The sequence below is a fragment of the Aquipseudomonas alcaligenes NBRC 14159 genome, assembly GCF_000467105.1.
In the GTDB taxonomy this organism is placed as follows: domain Bacteria; phylum Pseudomonadota; class Gammaproteobacteria; order Pseudomonadales; family Pseudomonadaceae; genus Aquipseudomonas; species Aquipseudomonas alcaligenes.
In genome coordinates, this window is record NZ_BATI01000047.1 from 1 (window position 1) to 16,150 (window position 16,150).

The 16,150-nt window shown below is 54.7% G+C and carries 14 protein-coding genes and 1 pseudogene; 9 read left to right on the forward strand and 6 right to left on the reverse strand.

What is annotated here, in order from left to right:
• The 3 genes and pseudogenes from PA6_RS20160 to PA6_RS23025 form a co-directional block, all read right to left on the reverse strand.
• A pseudogene (locus PA6_RS20160) lies at positions 1 to 822 on the reverse strand (hypothetical protein); the annotation flags it as partial.
• 68 nt (positions 823 to 890) lie between these two features.
• The gene (locus PA6_RS24310; RefSeq protein WP_021702828.1) at positions 891 to 3,338 is read right to left on the reverse strand and encodes a hypothetical protein; all 2,448 of its coding nucleotides are present in this window, start codon (positions 3,336 to 3,338) and stop codon (positions 891 to 893) included.
• A complete protein-coding gene (locus tag PA6_RS23025; protein ID WP_003291356.1) occupies positions 3,335 to 3,802 on the reverse strand; it encodes a hypothetical protein in 468 nt (155 codons plus the stop codon). The genes PA6_RS24310 and PA6_RS23025 overlap by 4 nt, the downstream gene beginning before the upstream one ends.
• Positions 3,803 to 4,208: 406 nt before the next feature.
• Here PA6_RS23025 and PA6_RS20170 point away from each other — a divergent pair, with 406 nt between their 5' ends.
• On the forward strand, positions 4,209 to 4,784 hold the full coding sequence (locus tag PA6_RS20170) for a hypothetical protein (protein WP_021702829.1): 576 nt from the start codon (positions 4,209 to 4,211) through the stop codon (positions 4,782 to 4,784).
• A gap of 85 nt (positions 4,785 to 4,869) precedes the next feature.
• Here the strand turns inward: PA6_RS20170 and PA6_RS20175 are convergent, their stop codons facing one another.
• From PA6_RS20175 to PA6_RS20180, 3 genes are all read right to left on the reverse strand, one after another.
• Positions 4,870 to 5,472, reverse strand: a complete 603-nt coding sequence (locus PA6_RS20175; protein WP_021702830.1) for a DUF6088 family protein — start codon at positions 5,470 to 5,472, stop codon at positions 4,870 to 4,872.
• Between the two features lie 2 nt (positions 5,473 to 5,474).
• The gene (locus tag PA6_RS23030) at positions 5,475 to 5,738 is read right to left on the reverse strand and encodes a BPSL0761 family protein (RefSeq protein WP_021702831.1); all 264 of its coding nucleotides are present in this window, start codon (positions 5,736 to 5,738) and stop codon (positions 5,475 to 5,477) included.
• Between the two features lie 158 nt (positions 5,739 to 5,896).
• Positions 5,897 to 6,079 carry a hypothetical protein gene (locus tag PA6_RS20180; protein ID WP_043217148.1) on the reverse strand — a complete coding sequence of 61 codons (183 nt, stop codon included), beginning with the start codon at positions 6,077 to 6,079 and terminating at the stop codon, positions 5,897 to 5,899.
• A 418-nt stretch (positions 6,080 to 6,497) separates the two neighbouring features.
• Between PA6_RS20180 and PA6_RS20185 the strand changes: the two genes are divergently transcribed.
• The 8 genes from PA6_RS20185 to PA6_RS20220 are packed head-to-tail and all read left to right on the forward strand — an operon-like array spanning position 6,498 to position 16,062.
• Complete coding sequence (locus tag PA6_RS20185) at positions 6,498 to 6,779, forward strand: hypothetical protein (protein WP_021702834.1); 282 nt, start codon at positions 6,498 to 6,500, stop codon at positions 6,777 to 6,779.
• Positions 6,780 to 6,822: 43 nt separating this feature from the next.
• Entirely contained in the window at positions 6,823 to 7,395 is a 573-nt protein-coding gene (locus PA6_RS20190) for a restriction endonuclease subunit S (RefSeq protein ID WP_021702835.1), read from the forward strand.
• A gap of 3 nt (positions 7,396 to 7,398) precedes the next feature.
• Entirely contained in the window at positions 7,399 to 8,922 is a 1,524-nt protein-coding gene (locus tag PA6_RS20195; protein ID WP_021702836.1) for a type I restriction-modification system subunit M, read from the forward strand.
• The gene (locus tag PA6_RS20200; RefSeq protein WP_021702837.1) at positions 8,912 to 10,120 is read left to right on the forward strand and encodes a restriction endonuclease subunit S; all 1,209 of its coding nucleotides are present in this window, start codon (positions 8,912 to 8,914) and stop codon (positions 10,118 to 10,120) included. Before PA6_RS20195 ends, PA6_RS20200 begins: the two co-directional genes overlap by 11 nt.
• Positions 10,120 to 10,956 carry an HAD family hydrolase gene (locus PA6_RS20205; RefSeq protein WP_021702838.1) on the forward strand — a complete coding sequence of 279 codons (837 nt, stop codon included), beginning with the start codon at positions 10,120 to 10,122 and terminating at the stop codon, positions 10,954 to 10,956. Before PA6_RS20200 ends, PA6_RS20205 begins: the two co-directional genes overlap by 1 nt.
• Position 10,957: 1 nt before the next feature.
• A complete protein-coding gene (locus tag PA6_RS20210; protein ID WP_021702839.1) occupies positions 10,958 to 11,962 on the forward strand; it encodes a virulence RhuM family protein in 1,005 nt (334 codons plus the stop codon).
• A gap of 51 nt (positions 11,963 to 12,013) precedes the next feature.
• A complete protein-coding gene (locus PA6_RS20215) occupies positions 12,014 to 15,289 on the forward strand; it encodes a type I restriction endonuclease subunit R (RefSeq protein WP_021702840.1) in 3,276 nt (1,091 codons plus the stop codon).
• Positions 15,286 to 16,062, forward strand: a complete 777-nt coding sequence (locus PA6_RS20220) for a M48 family metallopeptidase (RefSeq protein ID WP_021702841.1) — start codon at positions 15,286 to 15,288, stop codon at positions 16,060 to 16,062. The genes PA6_RS20215 and PA6_RS20220 overlap by 4 nt, the downstream gene beginning before the upstream one ends.
• Positions 16,063 to 16,150 lie beyond the last annotated feature (88 nt).

The window sequence follows — 16,150 nt, forward strand, 5'->3', positions numbered from 1 at the left end:
CCCTAGGCGGAGAATATTGCCCCAAGATGAGGGGCGCAGTGACTGCGAGACAAAACCCTTGCGGCATGCAAAATTCACCAGCACCTGCGGCAGCCGCAACTGCATTTGCATCCTTAGAAAATCAAACAGGTCGCTGGGATTCTCTGGATGATACTGTTCAGGTACCTCAACCTTCTTCAGGAATGCACAGACACAGCGCATGTGCCAATTTCTACGCTTTAGTTTGCCGGTGCTTTTTTGAACATCATCCACGCAGCGTATCAACAGAGCCAGCGTTGCCGGATCAGGGAACCACTGCCGAAATTCAGCGACGGCATTGCCGCGGATCGATAGCGGCAGACTTATCTCGGGAATTCCCGCTACCCACTCGATGCTGTCTGGCGTCGTACTGAGCATGGCATTCAGCTGAGCCACATCGAGCAATCCGCCGTTGTAGGCCGCACTCATTAGTAGCAGACCAATGCGCTCATCCGTGCTGAGCGCATCGATATCCAGTTTCAGACCCTGCTGCAGGGCGTGAATCAGTTGGCTGCTGCGTTGAATTCGCTCAGCCGTGTAGACGTCAGGATTGATCGGGTTTGCTGCACGCCTGACGGCAATGGCTATTCGTGCCAGCGGAAATCCTGGGATTTGGTCCCGGACTCGCTGAGTGATGCTGCGCAGTACGTTGCGCAACGTGTGATTTGTGCCGAGCTGTGCCTCCAGTTCACGGACGTGCGTCGTCGAGATCCCGGATATGGCGCATTCACCCAACAGCCATTTGCCGAACGCCGTCCCGGACTTCTCGGCAATCGATTTCAGAAGCGCCCGCATCTCGGGCATCCATTCCGGCTCATGAGGCCGAGCCGACCAGATAACACTGCCCTGTTGATCGTTTAGACGGGGCAGATTCATTCTGTCACCCACTGGCTGCTTAGAGCCGACCAGCCAAGCTCCCTGAGTAGTGGGGTAATCCACTCATCTAGAACCTTGGCGTATACCGCAGGGCAGAACGTCGAATAGGCGTCCTGAGGCTCCTCACCCCTGAGCCAGTGCCCCATGAACGCAGCCAGCGCTTCTGAAGGACAGCCCCGCTCCGTGAGTTCCGTGCGGATGAATTTCCGGTGGGCATTGACTCGATGCGTGGTGTAGCCAGATACCAGCCCCATCTGGTCGTAGATATTGCCCGGGGTAATCTCAGCGCGGCGCACTCCAGCCTGGCCAATCTGCAGGAAAAACCCCCGCGACCACTGATGATCCTCCTCATCCTGTGGCAGATAACCAATGAATTGTCGGCTGATAGAAGCGCAATGCGCGAAGTAGCTTGTTATTTGCCGCCTCAACATCGGCGGCATGCAAATCAGCCGACTCATATGACGATCGCCAGAGTCCTTGTCTGACAGCGCGCCCATGCCCAACACAGAATCAAACTCGCCGATGAGCATCAGAGGGTTGCGGACCGCCCTACAGGAAGTGACCAACATAAACATTTGCACTGTCCAGAGGGTGAAACAGTTGTGCCAAGCGACCATCTCGCTGAGACGCCCGTTCGTTTTCCTCCTCAAGACCCTGGCCATTGCACTGACATTGCTCTCAATGGTTGTAGGCAGCAGGCAATGAGTTGCTCCCAACCCACCCTGTTGGTCTGCATTTAGGTTGACATGTTCATATGCGAGACCAGCACAGGCATAAACCTGCGTCAGCACTCTTACCAGTGAGGTGGTGTAAATTTTGCGAAGGTGACAGGCATCGAGCTGCAGGTAATAGCGCGGGGTTTGCGCCGAGGGGATTTCAACGCCAGACAGCATGGATGCTGCTGCTACATCCAGAGTATCAGCGACTATCTGGTGGAACAAATAACTGCGCAATTTGGTTCGCGTATAGCGTCGGTCGTCTTCACCCAATTCCAGTAGCAGTGCTTTGATCTCGGCGTCCAGCTGCTCAGTTTGATACGTGAATACCTGGTTGGCAGAGCGAGGAAATGCCTTGAGCAGCTGCTTTACCAACCGGGCACTACCCGCAAGATCGGGCAATAGAATTCGCAGCAGCGAGACTCGGACACCCGAGGAGGCCTGCCAACGATCGTCGCCAGCGAGGTCTGGGCGCCTGACGACCATACTGAACTGCACCGAATCCCCGAGGATCAATGCCAGACCATCGGCGTCATCTGTCTCATCATCAACGATGGATAACTGGACGACCTGCGTCATCGACTGGCCCAGCCACAGACTGATATGCAGAGCAACTATTCCTTCCATTCTGAGCTGAATTCGAGCTAAATCTTTCGGGCAGGAAAGCTCTTGCAGGCACGAGTGGAATAGGTCGCTAGCGCCAAACAACAAATTCCGCAACTCCTTCAGCGTGAGCTGGTTATATGAAAACGGCAGGAACTGTCGGCTGCGGACAATATGCGCCTCGACATTTTGTTGGCCCAGCAGATCAGCAACATACGGCCGCTCAAAGCCGTCATCATCCAGTACCCAAATCTCGGTTGATGGGCTCATTTCTCCGGGCGCCAGATCACCTTCAACAGTATCCGTATGTCCCCCCAGAATGTCGTAGTGACCGGGTAGCTGGTCAGGATCATCGGGGTCACCCAAGACAAATCCGCGAGGATCCTCTGTGATGTAATGGATTAGATCTGGCTGGTCATCTTGCTTGCGTTTACCTCGATAACCGCCACCGCCACCACCAGTTCGCGGCGAATCGCCGTTGCAATAACGTACGAGCCGGGCGATAGCAGCAAAACTCTTGGCGTTACCTGAACTCGATTTACTAGGCAAAAAACCCCGGCAGCTCGCCACGAACTCTTCAGTAGTGCCCCAAATTTTTAGTTCGGGGGGAATTGTGAAGAACCGCAATCCGCAAAGTTTGCTTATCTCCAGGTAAACGCGGTATCGCTGATCTACGTGGCGATCTGTAGGGGTTTTCTGAGTTGCGACGAGCACCTGCGCGAGTAGCCGCTCGTAATCCTGTCCATTCTCGTAGTCTCTCAATATGTGCAGAAAAGAGGCATAGGGGAATCCAAAAATTTTTACACCTCGCTGGCTGACAGGATTCCTTGCCGACATTTTGTTTCCCATCCAAAACTGCTCGCCTAAAAGCACTCGGATATTGGGTTGGCGGGATAGGGAAATGAGCCATCTGCAGGCCTCATGCAAAACGACGTCATCAGCGCTATCAAGACCAATGGGCAGGCCAACACTGCATGCGCGGAGCACTCGTAGGAGCTGATCAATCGCACGTGGCAAGTCAATGAGCTCAGGGTGAGCACCAAGCAGATTGAGGATTTCGCCGATAACTCGAGGTGACTGCCCCTGCTCCGAGGCGAGGTTAAGCAGAATTTCACGCTTGCTCATTTCTCACCCCCACAGCCCTTAAGCGGTTTTACTCCGACCAGCCGAGATAGATGGGCGTGGCTGCGATATTCGTGAGGCCACTGCTCCGCTGCAGATTCTATATGCGCATATAAATCGCGTACCTGCTGTGGCGTAATCTGAGCCAGGGCAGGCGCAACTAGGCGCTCAATCAGCACGAGTTGGTAGGCGCAATCCTTGATTCGCCCCCTCGACCATTCAATGCACTGCACCGGCGTTTCTGGATCCATATATGTTTTTAGCCATCGATACAGCGTCGTCTGGCCGATACAGAGCGCATCCGGCCTACTGACGACCAACGGGTAGAGCATATTGATGCGCACGGCCATAGCCTTGGGGATCAGTGCCTCATCTGGAACCCCTACAGGAGCTAGATCCAGATCTCGCTCAATACGAGAAAATTCGGGATGCACTCCTTGGATGTCGCGTAATTTGATCGTCAACATGACGCCTCTCTCTAGTGATATGACTACTAGACAATGCGAGGCGCGAGCCCCCGATTAAGGCGAGAGAATTGGACTGTGACGAAATTTTTTGTTCGCTAATTGACGTGGTGACTGACCTCTTTGCCAACGGCCGCTTTTGCTAATTCCGCGCATGCGCGGAAAATCGCCGAGCACACTGCAGCTATGCCATCAAGGAAAGCACTCAAATTTCCGCGCATGCGCGGATTTAGCTAGTAAATGGTCTTCGCTGAACCCGTAATCAGAAGGGCGCCGTACACGCCCAAGAAATGGGGCGATATCAAATACCGACCGCATCAACCTGAAAATCAGGGGTAGTCCGACCGCACTCTGAATACGAGGTCAGGCAAAAACTGTCTGGCTACATCTCGTTTTTAGGAGCACGCATATGGGTGATTGGAAGGCATGCATCGGAAAGATGAGCGACCGCGAAGTAGCACGGCGCTTTGGTCTTGGAGCGAGTAGTGTCAGGCGTTACCGCCACTCAATCGGCATTCCAGAGTTTCACCCAAGAGACATCGAGCTGCCGACTGAATTGATTGCGCAACTCGCTACAAGAACGAACTATCAACTGGCACAAGAATTCGGAGTTTCGATCAAGCGCATCAAGCGAAAGCGAGGTGAGCTGAGAATTCAGGAACCCAAGACTGTCCGCGAACGCTTCAAACCCCTTGAGGACATCTGGACCAATGAAGCCATTGCCATGCTCGGGCAGATGCCGGATACCGAGGTCGCTGATCGTCTGGATATCAGCAACTTTCCAGTCAAAAAGAAACGTCACGAGATTGGAATACAGGCATACAAACGTCTGGTACCAGAAATAACACCTGAAATTGCATCTGCTTTTGGTGTCGTTTCCGACGCCGAGCTTGCACGCCAGCTGGGTGTATCAGTGAATTACATCCGCAAAGCGCGGATCAAGGCGAGCCAGCGAGAAAACGCAGACTCGCTTCAAAGCAGATAAGACGGGCAGTCTAATCAGATGGCTGACTGCCAAATACCCGATCAGTCAAGCTTTAAGATCGCGTACGGAGGGCTATGGACAAGGCTCATTCAGCTAGCGCCACGCGCATCCATTTGGGCATATTGCAGTCCCACAAGGTGGCCAGCTCTCCGGGGTGGAGTGCTGCTTTAATCGCATCGATGCACTCCTGAGTAGCGCCATCTTTACCGAGATAGTAGAGGGCACTGATAGCTACCCCAACCCTGGTTCCTGCGCACTGCATGACCATCGGAGCAGCATGCACGAGCCTGATTTCCGCCTTCCCGACAAATAGTGATCGGCTGGGGCCGCTGGTGTAATAGATCGGAATGATCGGCACCTGTGTGCTCAGCCCGAATTGCCTCACTGCATCAGCACCGTGAATCTGCAGCTTCCAGCGACTCTGCCTGGCAATCAGACTCAACAAGTCCCAAGGCCCAGGACGACGAACCCGGCCGGTGTATTGGCTGGTTTTCGGCCGCATGTAGATGCCACGGTACACACGCACAAGCTCACCGCGGCGAACCAGTTGGGCGACTGCCTTGGAGATGGCCGAGCTCGAACCAAGCTCAGCAAGACACCTGATGCTGAAAGGCCTCCCCCTGCGCAGACGCTTAACACGCTGCGTGACGAGGTGAGATACCGACTGTTCAGAATGGGAGCGGGGCATCGCTATTGTGTCGAATCCAGCGAAGAGCAGAGCAATGGCTGGTGGAAGGCGATCACTCGTTGTCGGTATTCGACTTCAAGCGCTTCATTCACCAGGCATTCCTCAAGGCGTCCCAGCGAGAAAACCTGGGCCGCAGAGGGATAGTGCCTGAGCAGGCTTTTCGCATAGCTGCGGATATCCTGCGGTAATCCCGTATGACGGGATAGCTCACGCAGGAATTCCTCGGTTTTGACAATGGCGCGGGTTCTTTCATAAGGAAGGGTCAATCTCGCTATCTCCTGGCCATAAACGTAAAGTCCCGGGCCGCTGGCTCGCCAGCGCCCGCCACCAAGCGCGCAGTTAGGGTGCAATGCCAACCAGTGTTTGCCGAGGAGAAAGCTGCGAAGCCTGCAGTCTTGGGAGATCCCATGCAGACCAATCCGGGTCAGTGTGCACGATCATGGCTGCGCTCCGTCTTGGCCTCCTGCCGTTCCATCCACTTGGCCAGGCCCCATATCGTGGTTCCCAGCGCCAGCAGCAGCCAAAGCAACCATTGCGGTACTTGATATTGGGCGCTTAGCAAGAGACCTGCGCCACCGCAAAGCATCACCACGAAAAACCATCTCATCAGCGTGCGCTCCCAATTACTTACGAGGCACACGTTAACTCGATGTTTCGCTGCGCTAACGCAGATGCTGCAAATTTCGTCAGATCCCAGACTGGGAAATGAGGACGGCACGCTTGCGGGTATGGCGCTGCTTTCCGTGCCCCGAGTCAGCTTGCTGTGGGTGAGGGGGATCGGGCCGCACGCTAACGGCTAGGTCAGACGAGGCGACGGCAAAAGCGAAAAGAAGAGAACGCACCGCTGACCCAAGCACGAACTCCATAGAGTCCCTACTGCATAAAAAATATTGACAGCAGCAAGAGGCTAGGCGATATTGATCTCGCCATCATCTCAGTACGAACTGTACGGAGAGAAAAATGAGGTGCGGCAGGTGGCAGCCTGCCGCGATTGCAATAACTGACCCGTTAGGAGAGCTAAAGCTATGAAACTGTACCAAATCGCTTATGACCTGCGTAAGCAGCGTAACTACCAAAGCCTGTATGACCGCATCAAAGCCTATGGCACTTGGTGCCATGCCCTGGAATCCACCTGGATCATCGCCACGCAACAGTCTGCAGCCCAGGTTAGAGATAACCTCCGGTCCGCAATGGACGCTGACGACGGCCTGCTGGTGACCCGGCTGCAGGGAGACGCCGCCTGGTTTGGGCTGGACGCCGAAAAAACTCAGTGGTTACAAAATCAGTATCAGCGTTGCGAAGCCTGATGAACGCCTGCGCCAAGGATGGCGCTTCTACCCAGAGTTACTTATGCCAAACCCGTCATTCAAATTGAGCGATGTGGCCGATGTCCGCTCCGGATACACCTTCCGCGGCGCGCTGGAGCATGACCCAGCAGGTGATATCCGTGTTCTGCAGATCAAGGATCTGCGTCAAAGCTCGGCCATTGAGCCGGACACGCTAACGGCCGTCAGTTGGGATGCGCGTACCTCTCCGCCGCTGCTCCAATCAGGCGACATCGCGGTGATCGCCCGTGGCGATAACAACAAGGCGGCTCTCTTCACAGGTCAGCAACCGGTTGTTGCCACCAGCCAGTTCTTTATTGTCAGCACAAAAAAACAGGACGTTTTACCCGAATACCTGTGCTGGCTCATCAACCTGCCTCAAAGCCAGCGAAGCCTTGAGCGCAGCGGCAGTGCGATTCAGGCCATCAGCAAAGCGTCCTTGATGGATATGAAGATTCCCCTTCCACCACTCGCCACTCAGCAGAAGCTGATTGCTCTGCAAGCGCTATGGGACGAAGAGGATGAGCTGATCACACGCCTGCAAACCAACAGAGAGCAAATGCTGCAAGGCATTTACCAGCACCTTATTAAGGATTGAACCATGAGCGACAAAGTAAACCAGGACGACATCAACAAGGCGCTGTGGGCTGCCTGCGATACCTTCCGCGGCACCATCAGTGCGGACACCTATAAAGACTTCATCCTCACCATGCTGTTCCTCAAGTACATCAGCGATGTCTGGCAGGACCACTACGATAGCTACAGGATGGAATACGGCGATGAGCCGGAACTGATCGAGGAGATGCTCAAGAACGAGCGCTTCGTGTTGCCGCGTAATGCCAGCTTCTATGCCCTTTACGATCGGCGTCATGAGCCGGGCAATGGCGAGCGCATCGATCAGGCACTGCATGCCATTGAAGAAGCCAACGGCACCAAGCTCAAGGATGCCGGCAAGAGCGTATTCCAGGATATCTCCTTCAACACCGACAAGCTGGGCGAGGAGAAGCAGAAGAACACCATCCTGCGCCACCTGCTCGAAGACTTCGCCCGTGAAGAGCTCGACCTCAAACCATCCCGCGTCGGCAGCCTGGACGTGATCGGCAACGCCTACGAGTACCTGATCAAAAACTTCGCCGCCAGCGGCGGGCAGAAAGCTGGTGAGTTCTACACCCCGCCGGAAGTTTCCGAGCTGATCGCCGAGCTGCTCGACCCGCAGCCGGGCGACAGCATCTGCGACCCGGCCTGCGGCTCGGCCTCGCTGCTGATGAAGTGCGGGCGCAAGGTGCGCGAGCATCACAACAGCAAGCAATACGCCCTCTACGGCCAGGAAGCCATCGGCTCCACTTGGTCGCTGGCGAAGATGAACATGTTTCTCCACGGCGAGGACAACCACAAGATTGAGTGGGGTGACACCCTGCGTAACCCCAAGCTGCTCGATACCAATGGGCAACTGCTGAAATTCGATATCGTCACCGCCAACCCGCCTTTCTCACTCGACAAGTGGGGCCATGACGAAGCCGAACACGATCAGTTTGGGCGCTTCAAGCGCGGCATCCCGCCGAAAACCAAGGGCGACTTCGCATTTATCTTGCACATGATCGAAACCCTGAAGGCCAAGACCGGGCGCATGGCAGTGATCGTGCCTCACGGCGTGCTGTTCCGCGGCTCCAGCGAGGGCAAGATTCGCCAGAAGTTGATCGAAGAAAATCTGCTGGATGCCGTGATCGGCCTACCGGAGAAGCTCTTCTACGGCACCGGCATCCCCGCTGCGATCTTGGTTTTCAGCAAAGCCAAGACTGATGAAAACGTGCTGTTTATCGACGCTAGTCGTGATTTTAAATCCGGTAAAAACCAAAACGTGCTGGGTGAAGAGCAGATTAATAATATCCTGCTCACCTACCGCCATCGCATCAATTCGGACAAATATAGCCATCGCGCCAGTCTACAAGAAATCCGCGACAACGATTACAACCTGAATATCCCACGCTATGTGGATACATTTGAGGAAGAAAAAGAAGTCAACCTGATGGCTGTTCGTAAAGAGCGCGCGCAACTTAAAGCAAAGTTAGCGGAACTGGAAATTGCCATGGACACTTACCTAAGGGAGCTGGGTTATGATGCCTGAAGGATGGAGAAATGAGCGATTCGGAAACATAGCCACCTTTAGAAATGGCCTCAACTTTACACGAGGCGATACTGGTGAGGCGGTTAAAATAGTCGGAGTTAAAGATTTTAAAGATCTCTCTGAGCTGAGGAGCACTACGGACCTTGAGGTTATTAGAATTTCTTCAAACTTGAGTCCCGATGACCTGCTGCAGGATGGGGATCTGTTGTTTGTCCGGTCGAATGGCAATAAAGACCTCATAGGAAGGTGCCTCTACTTCCCTAAGGTTAGCGAACGCTTATCGTTCTCTGGGTTTACTATTCGCGGCAGAGTTAATAAAGATAAAATTCATCCAGAGTATGCCTCATTTCTGACTAGATCAGAAATGATTAAGAGGCAGTTCTCCGAAAGCGGCGGAGGTACAAATATCTCCAACCTCAGCCAGCAAATTTTGGGTGATATTGCCTTTAGATTGCCGCCTCTTGCCGAGCAAAAAAAGATCGCTGAAATTTTATCCACTTGGGATCAAGCCATAACGACTAGTGAGCGACTACTCGAAAACAACAAACAGCAGAAGAAATCGCTGATACAACAACTTTTGAGTGGCAAGAAACGCTTGCCTGGCTTCTCGATGAAATGGCGAGATATTAGGCTTGGTGAGGCCTTCCAAGAGCGCGTGGAAATTGGATTTATCAAGCTGCCTTTGCTCTCAATTACCGCGGAGGAAGGGGTTATTGACCGTGATGAAACTGGCCGCAAGGACACATCAAAATCCGACAAATCTAAGTATCTGCGCATCTGCCCCGGCGATATCGGCTACAACACCATGCGTATGTGGCAGGGTGTTTCGGGGCTTTCAACGCTGGAGGGGTTGGTTAGCCCTGCCTATACCGTCTTGACCCCGAAACTAGAAGTTGATCCGCTGTTTGCCTCTTACTTGTTCAAGCTGCCAGCCCTTGTGCATGCCTTTTATCGACACTCTCAAGGCCTAGTCTCAGATACTTGGAATCTTAAGTACTCTAATTTTGCGAAGATAAAATGGAGTATTCCGGGCGTTGAGGAGCAGAAGGCCATTGCAGCTGTACTGGCCAGCGCTGATCGCGAAATAGAAATCCTTCGACTGCAGCTCGCCGGCCTTAAGCAGGAAAGGAAAGCTCTAATGCAGCAGCTACTCACTGGCAAGCGCCGTGTAAAGGTAGATGAACCGGAGGTTGCCTAATGGCCAAGAAGCACGTCCCCTTTGTGATCGCCTATGACTTCGACGGCACCCTGTCGCCCGGCAATATGCAGGAGTACGACTTTGTGCCAGCACTGGGCATTAAGCCTGCCGATTTTTGGCGCGAGGCCAAGGCGATGGCGCAAGAGCAGCAGGCGGACGAGATTCTGGCCTATATGCGGTTGATGATCGAAAAGGCGCAGGCCGCTCGGGTTCCGGTGCGCAAGAAGAACTTTGCCGATTTCGGCGCACATATCCAGCTTTATCCGGGGGTGCAGGACTGGTTCAAACGCATCACTGACTATGGCCGCGCAAGGGGCGTTAAGGTCGAGCACTTCATCATCTCGTCGGGGCTGCGCGAGATGATCGAGGGCACTCCGATCAACAAACATTTCACCCGTGTGTATGCCTCTGGCTTTATGTACGACCATAACGATGTCGCGCACTGGCCAGCCTTGGCGGTGAACTACACCACCAAGACCCAGTATCTGTTCCGCATCAACAAGGGCAGCCTGGATGTGCACGATAACTCGGTGATCAACAAATTCGTCGAACCCGCCGAGCGGCCTGTTCCGTTCAGCAATATGGTGTTTATCGGCGACGGAGAGACCGACATCCCCTCCATGCGCCTGGTCAAGAACCAGGGTGGCCACTCGATTGCTGTCTACGGCAAAGGCAAACGCGGTGCCCGCGACAAAGCGCTCAAGCTGGTTAAGGAGGGGCGCACCAATCTGGCGACCACCGCCGACTACACCGATGGCTCGGCTATCGACCGCGCCGTAAAGGCGATGATCGACAAGGTAGTTGCAGACCGCACCATTGCGGAGGCGAACGGCTGATATGGCAAGTGGCGACCTGATTCTCTACAGCACGGACGATGGTCTGGCGCAGTTCACCCTGCGCGAAATGGATGGTCAGGTCTGGCTGACGCAACTGGAAATGGCCGAGCTGTACCAGACCACCAAGCAGAATATCGGCAAGCATATCCAGGCCATCATCGCTGATGGGGAGCTGGCTGAAGGGGCAGTTGTAAACCAGAAGTTTACTACTGCCGCCGATGGCAAAGACTACCTGACCCACCTCTACGCTCTGCCGATGATCATCGCCGTGGGCTACCGGGTGCGCTCAACGCGTGGCACCCAGTTTCGTCAGTGGGCCACCCGCTCCCTGAGTGAGTACCTGCAGAAGGGCTTCGTGATGGACGACGCCCGATTGAAGGAGCCCCGCTGGGACTACTTCGATGAGCTGCTCAAGCGCATCCGTGACATACGGGCCTCGGAGAAGCGCTTCTACCAAAAGGTACGTGATCTCTTCACCCTGGCCGAGGATTACCGCGCCAATGAGCAGGACACCGCCCGCTTGTTTGCCGAAGTGCAGAACAAGCTGTTCTTCGCCGTTACCGGCCACACCGCCGCCGAGCTGATCGTGCAGCGCGCCGATGCCAGCGCACCCAATATGAACCTACTTAGTTTCAAGGGCGACCGGGTGCGCAAGGCTGATGTTGTGGTTGCCAAGAACTACCTGAACGCCGAGGAGCTAGACCAGCTCAATCGCCTGGTCGGCATGTTCCTCGACTTCGCCGAGCTACGCGCTGAGCAGCGTAAGCACTTGATGCTCGCCGATTGGCGGCAATACATCGACAGCTTTATGGCCTTTAACGAGCAACCGCTACTGCGCACCGCTGGCAGCATCAGTCATGAGCAGATGAAACAGGTGGCGCATGAGCGTTATGAGCAGTTCGATCAGCACCGCCGACAAGCCGAAGCCCTAGCCGCCGATACTCAAGAGCTGGCAGAGCTTGAGCGTCTGGAAAAGCGCCTGAGCAGCCAAAAAAAGAAACGCTGATCGCTCGCGAGCCGCCACCGCGCGTGCCCCGGAAGAAGAAGGAATTACCCCGTGACCCCTGCCCCAAAATTTCAGGAAGAATACAGCGCAAAGCTTCCGGCGCTGGCACTGCTGTGCAATCTCGGTTGGGAGTTCCTCTCACCCGAACAGGCGCTGTCCGCACGAGCGGGGAAGAGCGATGAGGTCGTTCTCCGCGATGTTCTGCGCGAGCAACTGGCTAAGCGTCGCTTCCTGTTCGGTGGGAATGAGTATCCACTTTCGCCCAAGGCAATCGACAATCTGGTCAACGAAGTCTGTAGCCCTGCACTCAATGAAGGATTGATGGCTGCAAACGAACGGCTCTATAACCATCTGCTGTATGGCATCTCGGTGACGGAGTTCGTGGATGGTAAAAAGGCCAGCCCAACCGTGGCGCTGATCGACTGGCACAATCCAACCAACAACAGTTTTATCTTCACTGAAGAATTTCGCGTGCTACGCAGCGGCGGTGTTGAAGCGCGCAGGCCGGATATCGTTTGCTTCGTCAACGGCATTCCTCTGGTCGTAATCGAGGCCAAGCGCCCGGATGGCAACACACAAAAAGGCCCGACAATCGACGAAGGCGTTTCGCAAAGCCTGCGCAACCAGCGCCATGACGAAATTCCCAAACTGTTCGCCTATAGCCAGCTACTGCTGTCGATCAATGGCAGCGATGGGCGCTATGCCACCTGCGGCACGCCAGCTAAGTTCTGGGCGGCCTGGCGCGAAGAGGATATCTCTACCTCTGAGTTGTACACGCTAAAGAATCGCCAACTGACTGGTGTGCAGAAGGCGGCAATTTTCAGCCATCGCCCAGCGGCTGATCTGCACTGGTACGAAAACCTGATCGCTGGCGGCGAGCTCGCACTGACAGGCCAAGATCAGTTGCTCATTAGCTTATTATCCCCAGCCAGGCTGCTGGAGATGACTCGTTTCTTCACCTTGTTCGACAAGAAGGCCGGCAAGATCGTCGCGCGCTACCAACAGGTTTTCGGCATCAAACGGCTGATTGAACGGATCAATCAGAAACGCAAAGACGGTGGTCGTGAAGGTGGTGTCATCTGGCATACAACCGGCTCGGGCAAATCATTCACCATGGTTTTTCTGAGCAAGGCGCTGATCCTGCATGACTCTCTCAAGCAGTGCCGCATTGTGGTGGTCACCGACCGGGTTGACCTGGAAAGCCAGCTGAGCAAAACGTTTGCCTCGGGTGGCGAACTGGCTGGCAAGAAGGATCGCGAGGCTGCCATGGCCACTTCCGGCACGCGCTTGGCTGAGCAAATCGGTAAGGGCAACGAGCGCATCATTTTCTCGCTGATCCAGAAGTTCAACAGCGCTACCAAGCTGCCACAGTGCGTGAACACCAGTGCCGACATCATCGTGCTTATCGATGAGGGTCACCGTAGCCAAGGCGGTGAAAACCATATCCGCATGAAGCAGGCGCTGCCCAATGCGGCCTTTGTCGCGTTTACCGGCACACCGCTGCTCAAGGACGATAAGACGACGAACAAGTTTGGCCCCATCGTGCATGCCTACACCATGCAGCGCGCAGTGGAGGATCAGGCTGTGACACCGTTGCTCTATGAAGAGCGGATACCTGATCTGGATGTAAATGCGCGCGCCATCGACAGTTGGTTTGAGCGAATCACTGAAGGGCTAAACGAGCAGCAGAAAGCCGACCTCAAGCGCAAGTTCGCCAAGAAGGGGCAAATCTATAGCGCGGATGACCGTATTCGCCTGATAGCTCTAGATATTGCTAACCACTTCGTGAAGAACATCGACGAGGGGCTGAAGGGTCAATTGGCCTGCGACAGCAAGGCCTCGGCAATCAAATACAAGCAGTACTTGGATGAGGCAGGCTTGTTCGAGAGCGCCGTTGTGATGAGCCCGCCGGATAGCCGTGAGGGCAACACCGATGTGGATGAGGCGGCCTCTCCCGAGGTAACCCAGTGGTGGAAGAAAAACGTCGGCAGCACGGATGAGCAGACCTACACCAAGCAATTGATAGAGCGATTCGACAAGGATGACTCACTCAAGCTCCTGATTGTGGTGGACAAGCTGCTGACGGGATTCGATGAGCCGAAGAACACCGTGCTCTACATCGACAAGCCACTTAAGGAGCACAACCTGATCCAGGCGATTGCTCGGGTAAACCGTCTGCATCCACTAAAGAAGTTCGGCCTGCTGATCGACTACAGGGGCATCCTTTCCGAGCTGGATACCACGATCCAAAAGTATCAGGATCTGGCCTCGCGCACCCAGGGCGGCTATGACATCAATGACATCGCTGGCCTCTACAACCAGATGAGCAGCGAGTACAAACGGCTACCCCAGCTGCATAAGAACCTCTGGGCGATCTTCTCCGATGTGAAAAACAAAGGTGATATCGAACAGCTACGCCAAGTGCTGGTGCCCAGGATGCAAGAGCGCGATGGGGAGCTGGTTGATGTGAATCTCAAGGTACGCGACGACTTCTACGAAGCTCTGACCGAGTTCGCTACCTGCCTAAAGGTCGCTTTGCAGTCAGCATCCTTCTTCGAGGACACCAGCTTCAGCGATGCCGACCGCGCTCATTACAAGGAAACCCTTAAACAGTTCTCCAGTCTGCGCCAACTCGCCAAACAAGATGCCGGTGAAACGGTGAACTACGACCAGTATGCCGAGCAGGTACGTAAGCTGCTGGATAAGCATGTGGTAGGCGTCGAGGTGAAAGACCCCGGCGGGGTTTATGAAGTCGGCAAGATGGGGCAGCAAAAGCCTGAACAGTGGAGCGAGGAAAAGACGCGCAACGAAACAGACATCATCAAGACCCGTGTCAGCAAGATGATTGAGCAGGAGTTGCGTGATGACCCCTACGCCCAAGAGGCGTTCTCCAAACTGCTGCGCCAGGCCATCGAGGAGGCGGCAAAGCTATTTGATCACCCGCTAAAGCAATACCTGCTATTCCACGAATTTGAGCAACAGGTGCAGGCCCGCAAGCTCGATGATCTGCCCGATGTGTTTGCGGGTAACCGGCATGCTCAGGCGTACTTCGGCATTTTCAAGAAGAGCCTTCCTGAGGCCTTGGTTTCAGCTGACGAACAGGCACAGAAGCACTGGGTAAAACTGGCTTTCAGCCTGGATGAAATGGTCATGACCTCAGTGGCTGAGCATTCAATCAACCCACAAAATATCGAGAGCGATATTCGCAAGAAGCTACTGCCGCTGCTCTTCAAGGAGTGCAAAGCGGTGGGCGCTGGCATGGATCAGGCGAAGGCCATGGTTGAGTGGGTGGTGCAAATCACGCGAGTAGGCTTGTCCGGCTTATGAGTGTACCCATCGTCATGAGTGCTCCACCTGCCTCCGCAGTGTCGAGCTGGCTGAGCTTTCACTATGCCGATGAGTTGATACAGGTTGAAAGGGCGCGAAGGGCTCGCGAGGTTTCACGCATTCTGATCAAGGTCGATCCAGACTGCCGCGTGCGCGTCAGTGCGCCGGATGGCGCCAGCGATGAACAGGTATTGGCCGCGCTGAAGCGACGCGGTCGCTGGATCTATGAGCAGCTTCGTGAGTTCCGTGCTCAGCTAACGCACGTTCGCCCGCGGCAGTACATCAGCGGGGAAAGCCACTACTACTTGGGCAAGCAGTATGTGCTCAAGGTGATTGAGGCGCCTGATGAGATACAGCAGGTGCGTTTGTTGCGGGGCAAGCTTGAGGTTTCTGTTCGGGTCAAGTCGGCAGACAAGATCCGCGAACTCCTTTACGCCTGGTACAAAGCTCGCGCCCGTGAGGTGTTTGATCGACGTCTAGATGCTGTCTTGCAACAAGCCCTTTGGGTTGCAGCCAAACCACCACTGCGCATCCTAAGCATGCAAACACAGTGGGGTAGTTGTTCACCTGCGGGTCGTATCACGCTCAACCCCCACTTGGTTAAAGCATCCCGCGAGTGCATTGACTATGTGATCTTGCATGAGCTTTGTCACATCGCCGAACACAACCACAGTGAGCGGTTCTACCGCCTTATGCAGCAGGTCATGCCGCATTGGGAAAAGACAAAAAAACGTCTGGACGGTATGGCGGCTGCCTTGCTGAACGGAGGCTGAGCATCTGTTGATTCACGTGCATCCATCAATGCACTTGATCTCCAGACCCCACAAGCCGGATGAATCCGTCGCCTTGTTTTGAGATTGA

Excerpts from the sequence above, each read along its gene's own strand:
- PA6_RS24310 (WP_021702828.1), bottom strand. The coding sequence starts at position 3,338 with ATGAGCAAGCGTGAAATTCTGCTTAACCTCGCCTCGGAGCAGGGGCAG.
- PA6_RS23025 (WP_003291356.1), bottom strand. The coding sequence starts at position 3,802 with ATGTTGACGATCAAATTACGCGACATCCAAGGAGTGCATCCCGAATTT.
- PA6_RS20170 (WP_021702829.1), top strand. The coding sequence starts at position 4,209 with ATGGGTGATTGGAAGGCATGCATCGGAAAGATGAGCGACCGCGAAGTA.
- PA6_RS20175 (WP_021702830.1), bottom strand. The coding sequence starts at position 5,472 with ATGCCCCGCTCCCATTCTGAACAGTCGGTATCTCACCTCGTCACGCAG.
- PA6_RS20180 (WP_043217148.1), bottom strand. The coding sequence starts at position 6,079 with ATGAGATGGTTTTTCGTGGTGATGCTTTGCGGTGGCGCAGGTCTCTTG.
- PA6_RS20185 (WP_021702834.1), top strand. The coding sequence starts at position 6,498 with ATGAAACTGTACCAAATCGCTTATGACCTGCGTAAGCAGCGTAACTAC.
- PA6_RS20190 (WP_021702835.1), top strand. The coding sequence starts at position 6,823 with ATGCCAAACCCGTCATTCAAATTGAGCGATGTGGCCGATGTCCGCTCC.
- PA6_RS20195 (WP_021702836.1), top strand. The coding sequence starts at position 7,399 with ATGAGCGACAAAGTAAACCAGGACGACATCAACAAGGCGCTGTGGGCT.
- PA6_RS20200 (WP_021702837.1), top strand. The coding sequence starts at position 8,912 with ATGATGCCTGAAGGATGGAGAAATGAGCGATTCGGAAACATAGCCACC.
- PA6_RS20205 (WP_021702838.1), top strand. The coding sequence starts at position 10,120 with ATGGCCAAGAAGCACGTCCCCTTTGTGATCGCCTATGACTTCGACGGC.
- PA6_RS20210 (WP_021702839.1), top strand. The coding sequence starts at position 10,958 with ATGGCAAGTGGCGACCTGATTCTCTACAGCACGGACGATGGTCTGGCG.
- PA6_RS20220 (WP_021702841.1), top strand. The coding sequence starts at position 15,286 with ATGAGTGTACCCATCGTCATGAGTGCTCCACCTGCCTCCGCAGTGTCG.